General features: G+C 72.7%; 12 protein-coding genes. All 12 read right to left on the minus strand.

Annotated features, from left to right (window positions below):
* Positions 1-11: 11 nt before the first annotated feature.
* Entirely contained in the window at positions 12-896 is an 885-nt protein-coding gene (locus tag GTZ93_RS20295; protein WP_139915717.1) for an S-methyl-5'-thioadenosine phosphorylase, read from the minus strand.
* Between the two features lie 43 nt (positions 897-939).
* A complete protein-coding gene (gene mtnC, locus GTZ93_RS20300) occupies positions 940-1,641 on the minus strand; it encodes an acireductone synthase (protein WP_139915716.1) in 702 nt (233 codons plus the stop codon).
* Positions 1,638-2,183, minus strand: coding sequence for a 1,2-dihydroxy-3-keto-5-methylthiopentene dioxygenase (locus tag GTZ93_RS20305; protein WP_120574542.1), 546 nt, complete (start codon positions 2,181-2,183; stop codon positions 1,638-1,640). Before GTZ93_RS20305 ends, mtnC begins: the two co-directional genes overlap by 4 nt.
* The gene (locus GTZ93_RS20310; protein WP_139915715.1) at positions 2,180-2,809 is read right to left on the minus strand and encodes a methylthioribulose 1-phosphate dehydratase; all 630 of its coding nucleotides are present in this window, start codon (positions 2,807-2,809) and stop codon (positions 2,180-2,182) included. The genes GTZ93_RS20305 and GTZ93_RS20310 overlap by 4 nt, the downstream gene beginning before the upstream one ends.
* A 124-nt stretch (positions 2,810-2,933) precedes the next feature.
* Entirely contained in the window at positions 2,934-3,746 is an 813-nt protein-coding gene (locus GTZ93_RS20315) for an alpha/beta hydrolase (protein WP_120574541.1), read from the minus strand.
* A gap of 42 nt (positions 3,747-3,788) precedes the next feature.
* The gene (locus GTZ93_RS20320; RefSeq protein WP_139915714.1) at positions 3,789-5,027 is read right to left on the minus strand and encodes a DUF1501 domain-containing protein; all 1,239 of its coding nucleotides are present in this window, start codon (positions 5,025-5,027) and stop codon (positions 3,789-3,791) included.
* Positions 5,024-6,643 (minus strand): DUF1800 domain-containing protein, encoded by a 1,620-nt coding sequence (locus GTZ93_RS20325; RefSeq protein WP_139915713.1) that lies wholly within the window; start codon positions 6,641-6,643, stop codon positions 5,024-5,026. The genes GTZ93_RS20320 and GTZ93_RS20325 overlap by 4 nt, the downstream gene beginning before the upstream one ends.
* A 53-nt stretch (positions 6,644-6,696) precedes the next feature.
* Positions 6,697-7,935 carry a serine/threonine protein kinase gene (locus GTZ93_RS20330; protein WP_139915712.1) on the minus strand — a complete coding sequence of 413 codons (1,239 nt, stop codon included), beginning with the start codon at positions 7,933-7,935 and terminating at the stop codon, positions 6,697-6,699.
* A gap of 98 nt (positions 7,936-8,033) precedes the next feature.
* Positions 8,034-8,687 (minus strand): D-alanyl-D-alanine dipeptidase, encoded by a 654-nt coding sequence (gene ddpX / locus GTZ93_RS20335; RefSeq protein WP_139915711.1) that lies wholly within the window; start codon positions 8,685-8,687, stop codon positions 8,034-8,036.
* On the minus strand, positions 8,687-9,382 hold the full coding sequence (gene queC, locus GTZ93_RS20340) for a 7-cyano-7-deazaguanine synthase QueC (RefSeq protein WP_120574538.1): 696 nt from the start codon (positions 9,380-9,382) through the stop codon (positions 8,687-8,689). Before queC ends, ddpX begins: the two co-directional genes overlap by 1 nt.
* Before the next feature lie 57 nt (positions 9,383-9,439).
* Positions 9,440-10,048 (minus strand): hypothetical protein, encoded by a 609-nt coding sequence (locus GTZ93_RS20345; RefSeq protein WP_121776503.1) that lies wholly within the window; start codon positions 10,046-10,048, stop codon positions 9,440-9,442.
* 13 nt (positions 10,049-10,061) lie between these two features.
* Positions 10,062-19,601 carry a tetratricopeptide repeat protein gene (locus GTZ93_RS20350; RefSeq protein ID WP_139915710.1) on the minus strand — a complete coding sequence of 3,180 codons (9,540 nt, stop codon included), beginning with the start codon at positions 19,599-19,601 and terminating at the stop codon, positions 10,062-10,064.
* Positions 19,602-19,642: the final 41 nt, after the last annotated feature.

Consider the following 19,642-nt stretch of genomic DNA (forward strand, 5'->3'; position numbering starts at 1 on the left):
TGTTCGGCCGTTCAGCGCTTGAGGACGCGGCCCGCCACCGCGGAGAGCTTCTCCACCATGGCCGGGTCGCGCGCGTCGGGCGACGTCATGATGGCGTGCTCCAGCGCCGTCTGGCAGCCGGCGTGGCACGGGGTGGAGTGCTGGCTCACGAGCGGCGCGATGTTCTTCACCAGCCCGCGCGCCTTGCCCGCGTTGCCCAGCAGCACCGCGATCACCTGATCCACCGTCACCGCGTCGTGGTCCGGATGCCAGCAGTCGTAATCCGTGACCATCGAAACGCTCGCGTAGCAGATCTCCGCCTCACGGGCGAGCTTGGCCTCCGGCATGTTGGTCATGCCAATCACATCGCAGCCCCACTGCCGGTACATCTTGCTCTCCGCCAGCGTGGAGAACTGCGGGCCCTCCATCACCAGGTACGTGCCACCGCGCACGATTTTGATGTCCAGGCCCTCGCACGCGGCCATCACCGCGTCGCCCAGGCGCGAGCACGTGGGCTTCGCCATGGACACGTGCGCCACCAGCCCCTGCGAGAAGAAGCTCTTCACGCGCGCGAAGGTGCGGTCCACGAACTGGTCCACCACCACGAAGGTGCCCGGCGGCAAATCCTCCCGCAGGCTGCCCACCGCGGAGACGGAGAGGATGTCCGTCACGCCGCTGCGCTTGAGCGCGTCGATGTTCGCGCGGAAGTTCAGCTCCGACGGCGGAATCTTGTGCCCACGCCCGTGGCGCGGCAGGAACACCACCGGCTGGTCGCCGATGCGCCCGAAGCAGAACTCGTCCGACGTCTCACCGAACGGCGACGACACCCGGCGCCACGAGACATCCGTCAGGCCGTCAATCTGATACAGGCCGCTGCCGCCGATGATGCCCAGCACGGGCTTGTTGGAACTCGACATGGGGGAGGCTCCGCTCCGGGAAGGCTCGGGATGAGGAATCAATTCAAGACACGTGCGCGAACGGGTCGAGCGACGTGAAGTCGTGGAACACCGGGTGCCCATGGCCCGGCGGCAGGGCCACCTCGCCCCGGTCCAGGGCCGCGGTGCGCAGGCCCGCCTGCTTCGCCGCGTCCAGTTCCGCCGTGTTGTCGGAGAGGAACAGGATGTCGTTGGGCGGCAGCTCCAGCGCCTGGGCAATCTTCGTGTACGACGCCGCCTCCACCTTGGGTCCAGTGGTGGTGTCGAAGTAGCCGGAGAACACCGGCGTCAGGTCCCCCTCCACGCTGTAGCCAAAAATCAGCTTCTGCGCGGCGATGCTGCCGGAGGAATAGACATACAGGCGCATCCCCTTCGCGTGCCATTCACGCAGGGCCCGGGCCGCGTCCGCGTGGACGTGGCCCTTGATTTCGCCGCGCGCGTAGCCCTCCTCCCAGATGAGCCCCTGGAGCGTCTTGAGCGGCGTGGCCTTGCGGTCCACGTTCAACCAGCGCTGGAGCAGCGCGACGGTGCCCACCTCGTCCAGGCCGGGCTCGCCCGCGAGCGTGCGGGCGTCGGACAGGCACTGGCGCACGGCGGCCTGCTGCCCGTGCGTGGCGATGTACTCCGCCAGGTGCTTCCGGGCGAAGGGGAAGAGGACGTCCTTCACGAAGGCGATGGAGCTGGTGGTGCCTTCGATGTCCGTGACGACTGCCTTGGGAGCACTCACGGCGCGTACTTCGGGAAGCGCTCGGCGATGGTCTCGCCGGTGAAGTGGCCCACCCAGCCGTCCGGGCGGATGAAGAAGCGGATGGCGGCGAACCGGGGCGCGGCGCCCATGTCGAACCAGTGCTTCATGCCTTCCGGCACGCTGATGAGGTCGCCTCGCGTGCACTCCACCTGGAAGACCTTGTCGCCCGCGTGCAGGTAGAAGCAGCCGCTGCCCTCCACCATGATGCGCGACTCGTCCTCCGTGTGGGCGTGCTCGGAGAGGAACTTCGCGCGGGCGGCCTCCACGTTGGGCGCGTCCGGCTTGATGCGCGCCACGTCCACGGTGTTGTAGCCGTGGGCCTTCATCTCCGCGTCCACCACGTGCTTGTAGGCCGCGAGGACCTCTTCCTGGCCCGCGCCGTCCGGCAGGTCCACGGACGCGTCCACGCGCTCGAAGCGCACGCCCGCGGGCTTCAGCTCGCGACGGATGTCCTCGGGTTCGGTGAAGACGCCCAGCGGCGCCTCCGGCTGGTGGTCGTTGTAGACAATCAGCTTGCTCATCGCCGCACCTTCATCTTCTCGAGTTCGTACGTCAGCAGGTGTTCCAGCGCCACCACGTGGCGGCGGGCCTCGGCCATGCTCCGGCCCCAGGTGTAAAGCCCGTGGCCGGCAATGAGATACGCGACCAGGTCCGTGCGTTTCTCGAGCATCGCGGTCACCTTGTCCGCGAGCCGGGGGATGTCCTGGTCGTTGGGGAAAATGGGGATGGACACCGCCGTCTCGTGCGTGCGCGTGTCGCCCAGGGCCTTGAGCAGCTCGAAGTCCTGGAGGACCAGCTCGCCTTCCGGCAGCCGCAGGTTCGACAGGAGCGCGGCCACCACGGAGTGCGTGTGCAGCACGGCCTGCGCCTCCGGCCGGTCTCTGTACAGCTGCAGGTGAAGGGGCGTCTCCGCGGACGAGCCCTTGGGCGGCGGCGCGTGGATGTCCGCGACCAGGATGTCCGCCTCCACCAGTTCGCCCTTGTCCACGCCGGAGCGGGTGACGGCGGCGGTGCGGGCATCCAGCCTGCGGGAGAAGTTGCCGCTGGTGGCGGGCACGAAGTTGCGCACGCTGAGGAAGCGGCCCACTTCGACGATTTCACGGGCCGCTTCGGACAGGGTCGCGGCGGGGGCCGGGTCGATGCTCATCCATCCCTCGGGGGAGCTTGAGGACGCGATGAAACATCGCGTTGATGACACCGAGCATAATCCGGCGCTCACCGGTAGGCGCAAGGGAACGCAACGCAGGACGTCATGCGTCCTGCCGGGCCGCTCAGGTCCCGTCGAGCGCGAACTTGGCCAGCCGCGCGAGATCCTGCTGACCCTCCCGCTCCAGCACGTCGTTGTGGCCCGCGCCTGGCACGGTCACCACGAGGGCGTGCGGGAAGCGCTGGCCCAGCGTGCGGCCCATGTCCACGGGGACCACTTCGTCCTGCTCGCCATGGATGATGAGGACGGGGATGGGGATGTCCTTGGCCTTGTCGAGCGACTGGTAGCGGTCGCGCATCAGCAGCGACACTGGCAGGAAGGGCATGGTGCGCTGGCCCATGGCGACCATGGACGTGTACGGGGACACCAGCACCATGCGTGCACCGTAACCGCGCCGGGCCATCTCCACGGCGACGCCGGTGCCCAGGCTGCGCCCGCTGAGCACGATGTCCTCTGGCTTCACGCCCTGCTCACGGAGGAACTGGAGCGCGGCCTCCGCGGACGCGTACAGACCCGCCTCGGACGGACTGCCCGGCGACGCGCCGTAGCCGGGGTACTCGACCGCGAGGAAGCCCAACCCCACGTCCCCGAGCGCCTGGCCCAGGCCCTGCTGCCACAGGAGCTGCTCGCCGTTGCCGTGGAAGTGCACCACGGTGCGGGCTCCCGGAGGCGCGGGCAGATAGAAGCGGTCCACGTTGAGGCCTGAGGCCAGCGGCACCACGCCGAAGCCCGGCTGGTCGCGCAGGTTCGCGGGCTCCGTGTGGGGCGCGGGGTAGATGAGGGAGCGCTGCGCGGCGAAGGCAAGGGCGCACAGCGCGAGGTACAGCATGCCAGTGACGAGGACGAAGGCCATGAGGAGGCGGCGAAAGCGTTGCACGCCGCCAGTCCATCACACCGTGCGCGTCCGAGGCGACACGGTTCAGGTGAACATCCCAAGGGCGCTGTCCTCCCGGTAGCCGGGGAACACCTTCGCCAGGGCCACGCCGGGGCGGCAGGCGCGGAGGGCCTCGGACAGGGGGGCGCGAACGTCGGTCCAGGAGGGCACGTCCCGGCCGTCCTGGAGGCGGTCCACCGTGAGGGATTCGAAGCGGCCGTGCACGCCACCCTTCACGCCGCCGCCCAGCGCGAACATCACGCCGCCCACGCCGTGGTCGGTGCCCTGATTGCCGTTCTCCTTCACGGTGCGGCCGAACTCCGTCATCACCAGCACCGTCACGGTGTCGAGCTTCGGGCCCAGGTCCGCCGCGAACGCGGCCAGCGCGTTGCCCAGTTCCTCGCAGCGCCTCGCGAACGCGCCCTGGGTGACGCCCTGGGCGACGTGCGTGTCCCAACCGCCCATCTCCGTCGCGGCGACCTCCAGCCCCACGTCGCCCTTGATGAGGCGCGCGATGTCCTGGAGACGGCGGGACAGCGGCGTCCCCGGGTACGTCACACCGGGCGACACGGGCAGCTTCGCGAGGCGGGCTCCGTCCAGCTTCGACATGGCCTCGAAGGCGTCCGCGCCCGCGCCCTTCAGGGCTTGATCCACCGCGCCGGAGTAGAGCGCGGAGAAGCCCTGGCGCGCGTCGCCATGCTGGCGTCCGGTGCGCAGCCGGAAGTCCTCCAACCGCCCCATCGCGAGGGCTCCCGCGTTGCCGTAGAGGGCTCGCGGCAACGTGGGTTGCAGGGCCACGGCGCGCAGGGGTGCGTCGTCCTTCGCATCCAGGAGCGCTCGGTTGAGCCAGCCGTCCACGGTGGCCTTGCGGCCCGGCGTGCCGGACTCCATGAAGTCCTGCGCGTCGAAGTGCGAACGTGGCGTGACAGGAAGCCCCACGCCGGGGAGCACCGCGAGCTTCCCTTCCGACCACAGGGGCATCAGGGCGCCGAGCGAGGGGTGCAGACCGAAGGGGCCCTTGAGCTTCAGTGCGGCGTGCTCGCCCTCGAACTTGAGCGCGAGCGTGGGCCGTGCGCGCTGATAGGCGTCATCCTCCACGGGTGGCACCAACGACAGGCCGTCCGCGCCGCCTCGCAGGAACACCGTCACCAGTGCGCGACGGGCGGGCGCATCGCCTGGACTCGCGGCCCAGGCGCGGGACAGGAAGGGCGGCGCCAGCACGAGGCCCGCGCCCGCCATCCCCAGGGCTTGAAGGAGCTGCCTGCGGGAAAGTCGTGTCGTCATTGTTTCTGGAACTCCGGCGAGCCGAGCAGCAGCCCCGCGATGAGAGGCACGTCCACGGGTGGCGCTTCATCCACGGCGCTCGCTGCCTCTCGCTTCTCCGCCAGTGCCGCGAGGATGGTGGCTCGTGTCTCCTCCGACGGCTTCGCACCCAGCAGCGCCTGCCCCAGGCCGTCCACCCACTCAACGGCCGAGGGTGCCTGCTTCGGCGCGAACGCGTCCAATGACACACGCGCTCCGGGCAGCCGGCCTCCCACCAGGTCCAAGCCGAAGTTGAGTCTCGCCACCAGCGCTCCACTGTTCACCCAGGGCTCCGCCACCTCCGGGAAGCCGGTGGGCGCGGGGGCCCGGTAGAGCGGTTCTCCCATCAGGGCCAGGTGGCGCAGCAAGCGGGGCGTCACCTCCACCTGCGCGTTCGTCGCTCGCAGCGCGGACACCACGTACTCGAATGGCGTCTTCACCTTCGCGGCCCGTGCCTGTGGCGACTGGAACTCCGGCGACTGGAACAGGGCTCGATACACCGCGCGCAGATCCCCCTTCGTGTCGAGGAACACCTTCGCCACTCGCTCCACCAATTCCGGCGATGGTTCGTCCGCGACGAAGCGTTGCGCGAGCTTCCGCGCCACGTGGCGCGCTGTCGCGGGATGACTCGCCAGCAGGTCCAGCACCCGCTCCCCGTCCTTCTCCCCTCCTCCCGCCGGAATCACCTGACCCAGCACCACCTTCGACTCCGCGTCGTGCGCAACCTTGCGGAAGACGAAGCCCGGATCCTTCCTCGGCTGGCGGATGCTCCAGCCCGTGAAGCAGCGCGCGACCTCGCGCACGTCGTCCTGCGTGTAGCCTCCGTCCACGCCCAGCGTGTGCAACTCCAGCAGCTCGCGCGCGTAGTTCTCGTTGAGGCCCAGCTTCGGCTTCGCCTCTTCTTCGCCCTCCGCGTCCTCCATCATCGCGGCCTGGCGGCGGAAACGGCGCGGGTGGCGCAGCTCCTCCTGGCTCAGGCCCTCACGCGTGCTGCGCCAGTTGTCCAGATAGAAGAGCATCGCCGGGTGGTGCGCCGTCGCGCCCAGCAGCTCCCGAAACGTGCCGAAGACGTGCGGCCGGATGGCGTCGCGCTCGTAGGACGTGGCCAGCCACTTCACCGCGCCTTTGTCCTCGGAGACGTTGAAGTGGTTGAACCAGAAGTCCACCAACACCTCCTCCAACTGGCGCGGACTCTCCACTGCTCGCAGCACCCTCGCCGAGGAACGCTCGAAGACGACGCGCGCCGGGCCTCGCTCGCGCTTCTCCTCGCGTGGCATCTCCGGGGGCGGCCTTGGATAGTCCTCCACGAGTTGCGCCATCGACAGGCCCAGCGTGGGGAACGCCTGGAGTTTCGCGCTCAACCCGGGTGGTAGCGCATCACCAGACGCGGGCTGGAGCTGGGCATCCACCCACCCTTCCACGCCCAGCCGCTTCATCTCCGACAGGTCGCTCGCCGAGGGGCCGTACGCCAGCCGCTGCAGCACGTGCACCGCGCGCGCCTCGTCGAAGGGCGCAGGCGCTTCAGGTGCCGTGACCTGCGACCGTGACGCACACGACAGGCACACGGCCACCAGGGGCCAGACAGGGAGGGCGCGCATGGTGATGCATTCAACCCCGGACGCACCCGGAAGTTACGAGCCTGCCTTGAAACTCAGTGCAGCATCGCGCCGAAGAGCGACATGCCCAGGTTCACCGCCGACGCGATGACCAGGCCCGCGCCCACCAGACCCGCCGCCGTGAGGGCCATGGGGTTGCGGTCCGCGGCGCGCAGGCCCTTGTGCAGGGTCTTCTTCAGCATCGTGCGCTGGCAGTGCACGTGGATGCGGCCCTCCAGCGCGGCCTGCAACTGCGCCACCATGTCGTCCACGGACTCGAAGCGCTCCTTGGGGTCCTTGCTCATCCCCTTCTTCACGAACCACATCAGCTCCGCGGGCACCGGGCCCTGCGCGCTGTTCTTGTGCATGGACCCCATGTCCAGCGTGCGCTTCTGCACCGCCGTCATGATGTCCGGCACCGACTGGATGCCATCCAGGTAGTGCGACAGCGACAAGAGTTCGTGGAAGAGGACGGACAGGCTGTAGACGTCGCTGCGCGCGTCCATCGTGTCGTGCTCGCCGCGCGCCTGCTCCGGGGACATGTAGAGCGGAGTGCCCACCACGGAGCCCAGCTCCGTGTGCAGCGGCCGGGCCGAGTGCAGGTCCGTGGGCGCGCCAGCCGGGAGGGCCCTGTCGGAGGCCGCGCCCACGCGGCGCGCGAGGCCCCAGTCCAGCACCGTCACCTCGCCGAAGGGGCCCACCATGATGTTCGCGGGCTTGATGTCGCGGTGGATGAAGCCCTTGCCGTGCGCGTACGACACCGCGTGCAGCACGCCCAGGAAGATCTGCACCCGCACCTGGAACGGATAGCGCACCAGCGCGTCCAGCTCCGAGTGGCGCAGCCGGGCGATGATGGACTCCAGCGTCTCGCCCTTCAGGTGCTTCATCAGGAAGTAGTACCGGCCCTGCTCATCCACGCCCACGTCGTGCACGGGCGCGATGTTCGGGTGGTCCAGCATGCCCACCGTGCGGATCTCTTCCACGAAGCGCAGCACGCGGTCCAGGTCCGCGCCCGGAGGCAGCCGCTTGAGCGCGACCTCCCGCTCGATGTCGTGGTCGCGGATGAGCACCACCTCGCCCATGCCGCCCTGCCCCAGCGGGCGCACTTCTTCAAAGCGTTCGCGCTGCAGCGGCACCACGCTGGGCTGCTGGCCCTTCCACTCCACTCGCGGCAGCACCGTGTTGCGCCGCTGGGTCGTGGACCCACCGGGCGCCAGCGTGGGCGCCAGCGCGGCGGCTCCCGAGTTCGGAGAAATGAGCGTGTTTTCCAGGCCGACCGCGAGCGTTTGACTCATGGGACGCCAGGAATAGCAGGCACTCCCCGCGCGCGCCCACATACGCGCAGTCCATGATGCAAACGCGCGAAACTACAAGGCCAGCAGGCGGCCAGGCGTCACTCCGCGGGGGTGAAGGGCACGTCCAGCACCGGCAATTTCGTAGCGCCGGGCAGGTCGTAATGCCACCACTCCATCCGGTTGCGCTGGAAGCCGGCGCCCTCCATGGCCTTGCGCAGCACCTCGCGGTGTTCGCGCGAGGCGGGGGTGCCTCCGGTGTAGCCGTGGTGCGCCGCGGGGGTGAAGTCGTCGAAGGGGGTGGGCATCTCCACCTCCGCCCCGTCCTTCGTCACCAGGGTCAGGTCCACCGCCCCACCCCGGTTGTGGTTGGAGCCCTTGCGCGGGTCCGCCACGTAGCCGGGCTTCGGCAAAATCTTCCACATCTCGTACTGCACCGCGCGCGGCCGGTAGCAGTCGAACACCTTCAGCCGGTAGCCCAGGGGGCGCAGCGCGTCCGCGGCCTGCGTCAGGCGCTTCACCGAGTCCGGCAACAACAGACACCGCGCGCCATCCGGATACACCTGCCGCTTGAGGAAGTTGTCCTTCGTCGCGTAGCGCAGGTCCAGCACCAGGTCCGGGATGACGGTGGTCGCGTCCACCAGCTCCACCTTCGGCGCGGCGGGCTTCGGCTTCGCGGCCTTCGCATCCTCTGCGAGGACAGGGGAGCCTCCGAGCAGCGCCAGGGACAGCGTGAGGCCCGCCGCGGCGCGCATCAGCGCACCCCGTCCGTGTACACGGTGGGGTCCGGCACTCCCGCTTCCTGGAAGCCCTTGGCGCGCAGGAGGCAGCTGTCGCAGCGGCCACACGCCCGGCCCTGGGCGTCCGGGTCGTAGCAGGAGTGCGTCATCCCGTAGTCCACGCCCAGCTTCACGCCGGCCTGGATGATCTGCGCCTTGGTGAGGCCGGAGAGCGGCGCGTGCACCTTGAAGGTCGCGCCCTCCACGCCCGCCTTGGTGGCCAGCTGGGCCATGGTCTCGAAGGAGCGGATGAACTCCGGGCGGCAGTCCGGATAGCCGCTGTAGTCCACCGCGTTGACGCCGATGTAGAGGTCCGTGGCGCCCACCACCTCCGCCAGGCCCAGCGCCATGGAGAGGAACAGCGCGTTGCGCGCGGGCACGTAGGTGACGGGGACGTCGTGGGACATGTCGTCCTCCGAGCGGTCCTTGGGCACCGGGATGTCATCCGTGAGGGCGGAGCCGCCCACCTGCCGCAGGTCCACCGTCACCACGCGCACGTCGCGCACGCCCATGATGGCCGCGACCTTCTTCGCCCGCTCCAGCTCCACCGAGTGGCGCTGTCCGTAGGCGATGGACAGGCACACCGGCTCGAAGCCGTCCGCCTTCGCCATCGCCAGGCACGTCGTTGAGTCCAGGCCTCCGGACAGGAGCACCACCGCACGCTTCGCCATTCCATCCTCCACTTCGGGGCGGCGCACGTTACACGACGGGAACAGGCCCCGGGTGTTTCAGTCGATGCGGTCGCCGCTCACCGTGTACACGGTGGTGCAGGTGACCGGGTTGCATTTGCAGCTCGCTCCCTTGCCCGGCAGGAAGATGTCCGTGAGCGAGCCGCACGCGAGCGACACGTCGTAGCCGTTCTCCGTGGGCGCGGGGAGGTCACCTTCCGGCACGCCGCCGTCCAGGCGCTTGCAGTCGCGGGCCACGTTGCGCGCCTGGCTGTCGCTCAGGAGCATGACGTTCATGGCCTCCTCGATTTCGGAGTCCTCGCAGCCGGTGCCGCACGAGTCGCGGCGCGCGATGGCGCGGTGGGTGGAGGACACGCTCTGGCCGGTGTAGCCCGCGTCGCGCGAGAACCCCTGCACGGTGAAGAAGCCCGTGCCCGCGTCCGTGTCGCGGGAGAAGGTGCCCTCGAAGTAGAAGCTGCCCGCGTCGTCCAACTGCGCGAAGTCTCGCGCGCCCGCGTCACACGTGGTGCGCGCCGCGTCCAGCTTCGCCTGGAAGCGGAACGTCCCCATCACCTGGTTTCCCGGGTAGACGGGGTCGGAGAAACAACCCACCGCCACGGCCAGGGCCGCCGCGGGGAAGAGCGCCACTGCCAGTCGCTTCAGGTGCATGAGGCGCTCCAGGTTAGGCGTCCAGCGACGCCAGGGCCAATTGGCGGAAGGCTTCGCTGCGGGACAGCACCGCACCCACATCCACGCTGGCCGGGTCACCGCCACGCACGTCCGAGTCCAGCCGCGCCAGCACGCGCCCCGCCGCCAGCGTCGCGGGCATCGCACGCCAGGCCGCCACCGCCGCGTCCTCCCACGTCAGCACCGCGCCGGGACGGGTGAGCTCCACGCCCTCCGAGCCCAGCGCCAGCGCCAGCGCGCACAGCCAGCCCAGCTCCACCGCGCCGAAGCAACCCAGCGCACCCGCGCCCAGCACCAGCGCGTCCGGCGACGTGAGGTACGCCTCCACGCCGCCGCGAGGGTCCACGGACACGCGGACGGCTTCCGCGCCCAGCGACTCGAGCACCGGCTTCAGCGCGACGTGCAGCCGCGCGAGGCTCGACTCCGTCACCGGCACCAGGCCGTCCGGCTCCGGGTGCTGGAAGTCCTGCGCGGGACGCTCCAGCCTGGACACGGGCGCGCGCGGCGCGGGGGCGTCACTGCTCACGAGCGCGGCGCCAATGCCGTCCGTGCGCTCCGCCTCCGGACGTCCCAGGGCGTGCAGCGCTTCCGCGTACAGCGTCCAGCCGTCCACGTCCGGCCACTTCTCACGCAGGAGCGCGGGCCAGAAGCGCACCGCGAGCACCGCGCCGTCCGGGGACGGAGAGAAGCGCTCGGTCACCCACCGCGTCAGCGCGGGCGTGAGTTGCTGCGCGTCCGCGAGCCGCTCCGCCAGGCGCACCGCCGGGCCCACGAGCTGCGCGTCCAGGTAGCCACGGAGGATGACCTCCAGCTCCGCGGGGTCCTGCGTGAGGCGCTCGCGCAGCCGCAGCGCTTCGCCCACCAGGCCGCGCGCTTCCGCGAACTTCACGCGGCGGGCCAGCCGCTCGTCCGTGTCCGGGAGTTGCTCCAGCTGCGTGGCTGCTTCGGCCCAGCGCTGCTGCGCTTCGTAGGCGTCCGCCAGGCGCTCGCGGTACGGCGCCCACGCGTCGGCGCCCGCGAGCTTCGCGAGGGTGTCCGCCAGCGTGAGGAACACCGTGGACTCGCGCGCCTCGTCCACCAGCGCGAGCAGCGACTGCACGGCAGCGAGACTGTCCGCGTCGTCGGTGAGAGCGGCCTCGAAGGCCTCGCGCGCCTCGGCGGGCTGGGCCAGCGGGCCCTGCAGGAGTTCACCGCGCTCCAGGTGCAGCAGCGCGCGCGACTTCGCGTCCTTCGTGTCCTGGGCGATGAGCGCCAGCGTGCGCTCCGCGGACTCCAGCCGGCCCAGCTCGCGCTCCAGGGTGTAGCGCTCGCGCAGCAGTTCCTCGCGGCGCGCGGGCCAGCCGTCCGCGGCGAAGGCCAGGGACTCCAGCCGCGCGGACTCCGGCAACGCGCGCACGCGGGCGAGCACCGCTTCAGCCAGGGCCTCCGGCTCCAGGCCCAGCTCCGGCAGCAGGAGCATCAGGCGCGCGCCGAGGCCGGGCTCTCCGCCCAGTTCCTCCAGGGCGCGCAGGCGCGCGAACACCGGGGCCGGACGGGCGCGCAGCACCTCGTCTCGCAGTGCCACGGCGAAGGCGGCGTCACGGTCGTAGGAGAGGGCCGCCAGCTCCAGCAGGCCTTCCCACTCCGCGTCCTCGCGCAGTCCGTCCGCCAGCGCGGAGGCGTGAGCGGGGTCCGCGTCCGGCATCGCGACCAGGGCCCAGAGGGCCACGCGCGTGCGGGGCACGTCGCCCGCCTGCGCGGCCATGGCCAGCGCGTCGGTGTACTCGCCCGCGGCCATGGCGGGCGCGAAGCCCACGTCCAGGGCGCGCGCGAAGGCGCCCAGGCGTGCGAAGCGCTCGGCCAGCTCCGTCGCGGACAGCATGTCCGGCGCGTCGGTGGCGATGCGCTCGACGACCTCCAGCGCCTCGCCCATTTCGCCCGCCTTCTCCCAGAGGCCGGCGGCCTCCAGCAGCAGCGGGGGACGCTCCTCCGGGGCGGCGAGCCGGGCCGCCTGCAACAGCGCGCGGGCCGCTCGGGGCGCGTCTCCGGAGGCGCGGTGCAGGTGCGCGACGAGCAGCGCGGCGCGCAGGTCCGGCTCCGTGGCGACAGCGGCCTTCGCGGCCTTCAACGCGTCTTCCAGCAGCCCCGCCTTCTCGAAGGCACGAGCGGCGGCCACCAGCAGCGACACGCGCTGCTCGCCCGACGAGAGCTCCGCGCGGGCCACGCGCACCTCGGCGCGGCGCGCGTGCGCGTCACCGAGCAGCGGCTCCAGGGCCTCCAGCGCGTCGGCGTAGCCGGCACCGGAAGCGCCCCGAGCCACCACGACCTCCAGCGCGTCGCGAGCGGCTTCCTCGCGGGTCGCGTCCTTCGCCAGCCCCGCGAACTCCAGCCGGAGCACCGCGGACTCGTCCGCGTCGTCCGTGAGCGGAATCAGCCGCTCCAGCGCGGCGAGCAGCTCCGTGGACTCCTTGCGCGCACGCAGGCCGTCCACCAGCGCGCGCAGGGCGGCCGGGTTCTCCGGATCCGCCTCCGCCGCGCGGCGCGTGAGGGCCCAGGCCGTGTCCGCGTCCGACAGCGATTCGTTCGCCACGGACGCGGCGGCGAGCAGCAGCTCCGCGGCGCGCGAGCCTCCCGCGGCCTCCGCGCCCGCTTCGTAGATGCCCAGCAGGTCGCCGTGGCGGCCCAGGGCGCGCAGGCCCTCCACCGCGCGGTCGATGACGCCCGCGTCCGCCGGGCGCAGCCGGGCCAGGGGCACCAGCGCGTCGATGGCCTCGCGCGGGTCGTCGAAGAGGTCGGCCGCGCGGCGCAGCAGCACCTCTTCCGTCGCCGCGTCCTGGGCCCTGCGCGCCAGCTGCAACGACGCCCGGTACAGCCCGGGGCCGTTGCCCGTGCGCGAGTGCACCTCCGCGAGCAGCGACAGCGCCTCACCGCCGCGCGCGCCCTCTGGCTCCAGCGATACCACCGCTTCGAAGGCATCCGCCGCGTCGTGGAACGCGCCCGACGCGAGCGACGCATGGCCCAGGCGCAGCCACGTGCGCACGCGCACCGGCACCGGCAGCGAGTCTCCGCCCAGCGCCAGCACCCGGCGGTCATACGGTTGCGCGGCGGCGGGGCCTCCACCCTGGGCGGCCAGCTCGGCGCGCGCGCAGAGGGCGTCCACGTCACCGCCCGCGCGGCCCAGGTAATCGTCGAAGGCCTCCGCGGCCTTGAGCGCTTCGCCCGCGTCCAGCAGGCGCTGGGCCCGCTCACGCAACAGGGGCAGCGCGTCCTCGGGGTTCACCGCCTCCGCGCGCTGGCCCAGCAGGTCCGCCAGCCGGCGCACGTCTCCGGCGGCGCGCTCGCGCACGTGCTGGAAGGCCTCCGCGTTGGCGGGATCCAGCTCGAAGGCGCGGTCCTCGCAGAGGATGGCGCGCTCGCGGGCACCTTCTTCGCGGAAGGCGCTCGCGGCGGCGAGGTAGCTCGCGGCGGCCTCGGCGGGCGTCTGGCGCTCGGCGCGGCGGAGCATCAGCTCGGCCAGGGCCTGACGTTCGCCGCTCTCTTCCAGGAAGGCGCGGTGGCGCGTGAAGACGGGCTCGCGGAACGGATCCGCCTCCAGGAGGATGGCGTCGAACTCGGCGGCGTCCGCGGGGCGGCGCACCTGGTGCAGCAGCTCCGCGGCCTGCGCGGTCAGGTTCAGGTCGTCCGGCTTCGCGGCGCGTGCGGCGATGAGCGCGGCGGCGGCGGCCTCCGGCTTGTTCGCGCGGTCGCGGTAGAGGACCGCGGCCTGGTACAGCAGCGCCGCGTGACGGTCGGCGTCGAGCTCCGACTCCGCGCACTCCTCGTACCAGGCGGCCAGCTCCGCGAGCCGACCGTCGCGCTCCAGCAACTCCGCGAGCAGACCTTCTGCTTCCGTGAGCCAGCGGTCCTGGCGCAGGGCCTGGCGCAGGAAGCCCTCTGCCTTCGGCGTGTCCGAGAGCTCGCCCAGGTTCAGGCGGGCCAGGCGCAGCAGCACCGCCGCGCCCTCGCGCGTGCCCGTCATCCGGGGCAGCCCGCGCTCCCACCAGCGCGCCTCGGCGGCCGCGTCGTCGCGGCGCTCGGCCAGGGCCGCGCCCATGCGCGCGGTGTCCAGCTCCGCGGCCAGACCGAAGGCACGCTCCAGCGAGGCCTCCGCCGCGTTCAGGTCCAGCTTCACGTCGCGCAGCAACTCCGCGCGGCGGCGCTCGCAGGCGGCGGCTTCGGCGTTGCGTTCACCAGCGGCGAGCAGGTCACGGGCGTTGGCGAGCGAGCGCAGAGCATCGTCCGCGCGGCCCATCGACTCCGCGAGCCGGGCCTCCTCGTCGTAGGCCGCGAGCGCGGCGTCCACGTCCCCCGCCTGGAGGCTGAGCGCGGCCACCGGCTGGAGCTCCGCGAGGAGTTCCGACGTGCGGCCCGTCTCGCGGTAGAGGGTGACGAGCCGGCGGCGCAGCGGCAGCGGCTCCTTCGCCATCTGCGCCGCGTGGGACAGCAGCGATGCGGCGATGCCCGCGTCCGCCAGCGCCTCGCGCGCCCGCTCCGCCAGCGACACCAGCCGCGCGACGGTGTCCTCGGACGGCGCCAGCACGCGCGCGTGGGCGACGCGCACCTCGAAGGCACCGCGCGGGTCGTCGCGCTCCAGCAGCGCGGAGAGCCGCTCCACGGCGCGCTCGCACAGCGGACGCTCCGTGAGCAGGTACCGGTACGCGGTCACCGCGCGCTTCACATCGCCGGACTGCTCGGCCAGGTCGCCCAGGCGCAGGCTCGTGGCCTCCGCCGCCTCCGGGGCCGCGCGGAAGTCCGCCGCCTGGACCAGGGCCTCCTGCAACGGCAGGGCTTCGCGCACCACGCCGCGCAGGTAGAGCAGGTCCGCTAGCGTGGCCAGGTCCTCGCCCTTCGCGGGCACCCGCGCATGCGCGCGACGCGCCAGGGCCAGCGCCCGGTCCAGCTCCTGGGCCTGCCGCGCGTAGGTGACACCCTCGCGCAGCAGCGCCGCGGCCTCGGCGGCGTCGGCGTCCTCCGCCGCGGCCTCCAGCAGGCCCGCGGCCTCCAGCAGTTCTCCGCGACCGGCCACCAGCGACACCAGCCGGCGGCGCACCGCCGCGTCCGCCGGGGTCAGCCGCAGCGCCTGGCGCAGCGCGGCCTCGGCGGGCGCGCTCTGTCCCAAGCGGTCGAGGTAGAGGCTCGCGAGCTCCGAGTACAGGGACGCGGCGGCGGCGGGCGGAGCATGGGGCGCCTCGGCGGCGAGCAACTCCGCGAGCCGGGCCCAGTCCTCCAGGTCGCGCAGCACGCGCTGCAACGCGAGCGTGGCCTCCTCGTGGCGCGGTGCCAGGCCGAGCGCGGCTTCCAGGTCGCGCGCGGAGGCCTCGCGGTCTCCCTGGCCTTCGAGCAGCGCGGCGCGCATCAGGAGCGCTTCCACGCGGCGGGCGGTGGGCCCCTGGCGCGCGGCCTCGGCCAGCGCGGCGGCTTCGTCCGAGGGCTTGCCGTCGCGGCGGGCCAGCTCGGCGAGCTGGAAGAAGGCATCGCACCGCGCGTCAGCGGGCGGCTCCAGCGAGATGGCGGCACGGAGCGCGTCTCCAGCGGAGGCGCGCTCGTCCTTCTCCAGCAGCACCGTGGCCAGGGCCAGCAGCCGCTCCCGGGCACGGGCGCCCAGGGTGGCATCGGCGGCCACGGCGCGGCGCCACGCATCCAGCTCGGCGGGCGCGTCCGACGCTTCGCGCGCCAGCTCCGCCAGCATCAGCAGCAGCGGCGCGGGCCGGCGCGACAGCTTCGCGGCCTGGGCGCAGTCATCGCGCGCGGGACCCGTGCGGCCGGCGCTCCGGTGCAGCATGGCCCGGCGCGCGAGCAGTTCGGCGCGGGCTTCACCCGACGCCGCGGACACCAGCGTGCCCAGCAGCTCCAGCCGTTCGGACTCTTCTTCCAGCGTGCCCGTGCCGGGCGGAGGCAGCAGCTCCAGCAGCGCCTGCGCCGCCCACGCGTCCTGCGGCTCCTCCGCCAGCAGGCTGCGCAGCGAATCCGCCGAGGCGCTCGCGCGGCCCAGGGCAAGGCACAGCTCGGCCAGCTCGCGGCGGGCCTGACGTCGGGCGTCTCCGGAGAGGCGCGGCCACAGCTCCACCAGCAGGTCCGCCAGGGCCTCGCGGGCGCCGGCCTTGCGGTGCAGCGCGGCCAGCTCCAGCCGCGCGTCCAGGTCCTCCGGCGTGCGCGCGCAGAACTCCGCGAGCAGGCGCCGCGCCGCGTCCGTGCGGTTCGCGCGCACGGCGGCGGTGGCGGCCTTGCGCGTGAGGGCCACGCGCTCCGCTTCGCGCGGGGCATCCACGTCCGCGGGAGGCAGCGCCAGCACCGCCTCGAAGTCCTCCAGCGCGGCGCGGGCATCCGTGGCCAGCCGCAGCTCGCCCCGGCGGATGCGCGCGGGCGCGAACGTGGCGTCGCGCTCCAGCGCCTCGGCGAGGAAGGCCTCTTCGCGGCTCGTGCCGGCGGCCAGCAGCGACGCGCGGAAGAGCAGCTTCGAACCCGCCCGAGCATCCGGCACCAGCGTGGCCCGCCGCGCGTACAGCCGCGCCGCCTCCAGCTTCTCGCCGCGCTCCAGCTCCAGCTCGGCCAGGGCCTCCAGCACCTCCGCGGCGAGCGGTCCCTCGGGGCTCGCCTCCAGCGCGGAGGCCAGGCGCATCAGCGCGGCGGCCTTCTCTCCGCGCTCCAGCAGGGCACGAGCGCTCTGGAGGAACAGCGGCGCCGCCTCCTCCGCCCGATCCGCGCCGGCCAGTGCCTGCGCGCGCGTGGCCCACAGCTCGGCCAGCGCCTGCGTCTCACCGGCCTCCGTGTAGAGGGCCTCCAGCCGAGTGGCGAGCACGTCGTCCAGCCGCCGAAGCGGGAACGCCTGCGCGTATGCGGCGATGGCGCCCTCGCGGTCACCCAGCAGTTCGCACGCGCGGCCCAACCGAGCGCGCACGTCCGCCAGCTTCTCCGGCGCCGCGGTGCGCGGCAGCGTGGCCAGCAGCGACTCCAGCGCGCGCCGGGCGTGCTCGGGCCGCTCGCAGCGCAGGCTCAGGTCCGCCAGGTCCAGCAGCACCGCCGCGTCCGGAGCGAGCCGCGCGGCCTTCTCCAACGCCACCAGCGCGTCGCCCACGCGACCCAGCCGCGCCTCCAGCACGCCAGCCAGTTCACGCAGCGCCGCCGCCGCCAGCCGCTTGTCACCCTGCGCTTCCGCCACCCGCGCGCGGTCCTCCAGCGCGGTGGCGAGCCCTGCCAGGTCGGAGCGCTTGCGCTGCAACGCGCACAGCTCGCCCAGCGCAGGCAGGTCGTCCGGCTCCGCGCGCAGCACCTCCTGCAACGCGTGAACGGCGAGATCCAGATCGAACGCCAGGTCGCGCGCGGCCACCGCGAGGCGTCGGTACTTCTGCGCCCGCTCCTTCGGCTCCGTCGTCAGCCGCGCCAGCGCCGCGAGGCAGCGGGTGAGCTGCGCGCCGTCGCGGCGGGCCTCGGCCAGCGCGAGCAGCGACTCCAGCGCGGGCCGGTGGTCGCCGTCCGCCTCCAGCGCGAGCGTGAGAAGCTTGTCGGCCTTGTCCGCCAGTTGGAGCTTGCCCCGGTACAGCTCGCCCGCTTCGGCCCACAGCGCGGCGCGGGCCTTCGGCTCTTCCTTGAGGGCGGCGGCCTTCTCCAGCGCCTCGGCCAGCTCCTGCGAGCGGCCGGTGACGCGGAAGTACGGAATCAGCTCATCCAGCGCCACCGCGTCACGCGGATCCAACGCGAGCGCCGCTTCCAGGTGCTCACGCGCCCGCGCAGGGTCGCCCAGCTTCGTGCGCGACAGCCGAGCCAGCGCGTGGTGACTCTCGTGCGCTGCGTGACGGACGCTCTCCGAACGAGGCGCCGGCCCTGCCAGCTCCAGCGCCTGCTGGTAGCCGCTCAGGGCCTCCTGCAACCGGCCCAGTCCTTCGGCCACGCGCGCGGAGGCGAACAGCGGCTCCGGCTCACCGGGCAGCAGCGACACGGCCTCGCGGTAGCGCAGCAGCGCGTTCTCCGGCTGCTTCAGGCCCTCTTCCCACACCCGGCCCGCGAGCAGGTCCGCCTGTCCCACGCGGTCCAGCTCATGGCGCGCCATGGACACTTCGCGCAGCCGGTCCAGCGCCTTCAGCGCGCGCAGGTGCTCACCGCCGCGGTGGCACAGCTCGCCCAACAGCAGCAGCGCGTCCGGCTGGTCCGGCGACAAACGCAGCGCGGCCTCGCAGTGCAGCCGGGCCCCCGCGATGTCGTCCTCCGTCTGAGCGCACAGCCGCGCCAGATGCACGTGCGCGTCCGCGGCCTCCAACGGATCGCGAGCCAGGGCCGCGAGCCGCCGGTACGCCCGCACCGCGCCAGCCCGGTCGCGCGCCTGATCCGACGCGCGAGCCAGCGCCTTCAACGACGGCAGGTGGTCCGGCTTGAGGCCCAGCAGCTCATGCAACGCCTTCACCGCCACCTGGGGCGCGGTGTCGCGCGAGGAGCGCGCGGCGGCCTCGGCGGCGAAGAACGCAGCGGCCTCTTCCGAAGTACGACGGGCCAGCGCGCACAGCGCCAGGTAACGTTCCGCCGCGCGGGCACCCTCGCCCCGGCGCTCGCGCACCACGGCCTCGCCCCACAACGCCGCGGGGCTGCGGTCGCGTCGGCGAGACAGCGTGGCCGCCACGTCCAGGGCCAGGTCATGCGCCTGCGGATCCGCGACGAGCAGCGCGAGCAACCGCTCCGCCGCGAACGGGTGCGCGTCCTGCGCGTCACCGGCCTGGAGGTACGCCTGCCGCGCCTCCGCGAGCCGCCCCTGCGCGACCAGACCTTCCGCGTCCGCGAAAGCCCGAGCGCCCTCCAGCGCCAGCATCAGCTCCTCGTCCGGAGCGGCGGGCGGCGGCAGCCCTCCGGCGGCGAAGCGCAGGCGCAGGCCAGTGCTGGAGACCTCCGCCGCGGACAGGCGAGCGGTGTCCAGCGTGGGCACCTTGTAGCCCCGGCTCAGCGAGGCCAGCTCGCACAGCGAGGGCAGCACGCGAGTGGAGAAGCCGGTGGCGCCTCGAACCTCCACGTCCGGCAGCAGGCCCAACGCGCCCACGGCCTCCGACAACAAGCCCGGCAGCTGCACCGACGGCGTGGCGGAGAAGCCATACAGCCGCACGTCGTAGACGTAGACGGCCAGCCGGTCCCCGTCCGCGTCGAAGGCGATCTTGAACGTGAACGGCGTGCGCTCCGGCGCCGGCAGCCGGCCCTGGCCCTCCAGGTAGCCGGGGCGGAAGTGCAGCCGCAGCTCCTCGATGCCCACGAGCCGCCCGGCCAGCTCCGCCACCTTGCGCGTGACCAGGTCCGCGTCGACCGTCAGCTCCAGGAAGCCGAAGAGCAGCTTCTTGCGCTGGTAGCGCGTGGCGCCCGCGCTAACGTTGAACGGGAAGCTGACGTCCGGAATCTGGAGCGCGAAGTCGGCGATGCGCAGCCCGGGCTGGACCTCCAATGCCGGAAAGCCCACGAACGCACGCCGATCCAGCAGGCGAAGCTCGGGGGCGGCGCCTGAAGCAGGCGCTACGGGCTTGGGGGACTCGCTATCGGTGGCCATCGGAGGAGGCTGGGGAGGCTACCATGACCCCTAAGCCCTGG

It is taken from the genome of Corallococcus exiguus (assembly GCF_009909105.1).
In the GTDB taxonomy this organism is placed as follows: domain Bacteria; phylum Myxococcota; class Myxococcia; order Myxococcales; family Myxococcaceae; genus Corallococcus; species Corallococcus exiguus.

Coding starts and splice junctions, on each gene's coding strand:
- GTZ93_RS20295 (WP_139915717.1), bottom strand. CDS start 896: ATGTCGAGTTCCAACAAGCCCGTGCTGGGCATCATCGGCGGCAGCGGC.
- GTZ93_RS20305 (WP_120574542.1), bottom strand. CDS start 2,183: ATGAGCAAGCTGATTGTCTACAACGACCACCAGCCGGAGGCGCCGCTG.
- GTZ93_RS20310 (WP_139915715.1), bottom strand. CDS start 2,809: ATGAGCATCGACCCGGCCCCCGCCGCGACCCTGTCCGAAGCGGCCCGT.
- GTZ93_RS20320 (WP_139915714.1), bottom strand. CDS start 5,027: ATGACGACACGACTTTCCCGCAGGCAGCTCCTTCAAGCCCTGGGGATG.
- GTZ93_RS20325 (WP_139915713.1), bottom strand. CDS start 6,643: ATGCGCGCCCTCCCTGTCTGGCCCCTGGTGGCCGTGTGCCTGTCGTGT.
- GTZ93_RS20330 (WP_139915712.1), bottom strand. CDS start 7,935: ATGAGTCAAACGCTCGCGGTCGGCCTGGAAAACACGCTCATTTCTCCG.
- ddpX (WP_139915711.1), bottom strand. CDS start 8,687: ATGCGCGCCGCGGCGGGCCTCACGCTGTCCCTGGCGCTGCTCGGAGGC.
- queC (WP_120574538.1), bottom strand. CDS start 9,382: ATGGCGAAGCGTGCGGTGGTGCTCCTGTCCGGAGGCCTGGACTCAACG.
- GTZ93_RS20345 (WP_121776503.1), bottom strand. CDS start 10,048: ATGCACCTGAAGCGACTGGCAGTGGCGCTCTTCCCCGCGGCGGCCCTG.
- GTZ93_RS20350 (WP_139915710.1), bottom strand. CDS start 19,601: ATGGCCACCGATAGCGAGTCCCCCAAGCCCGTAGCGCCTGCTTCAGGC.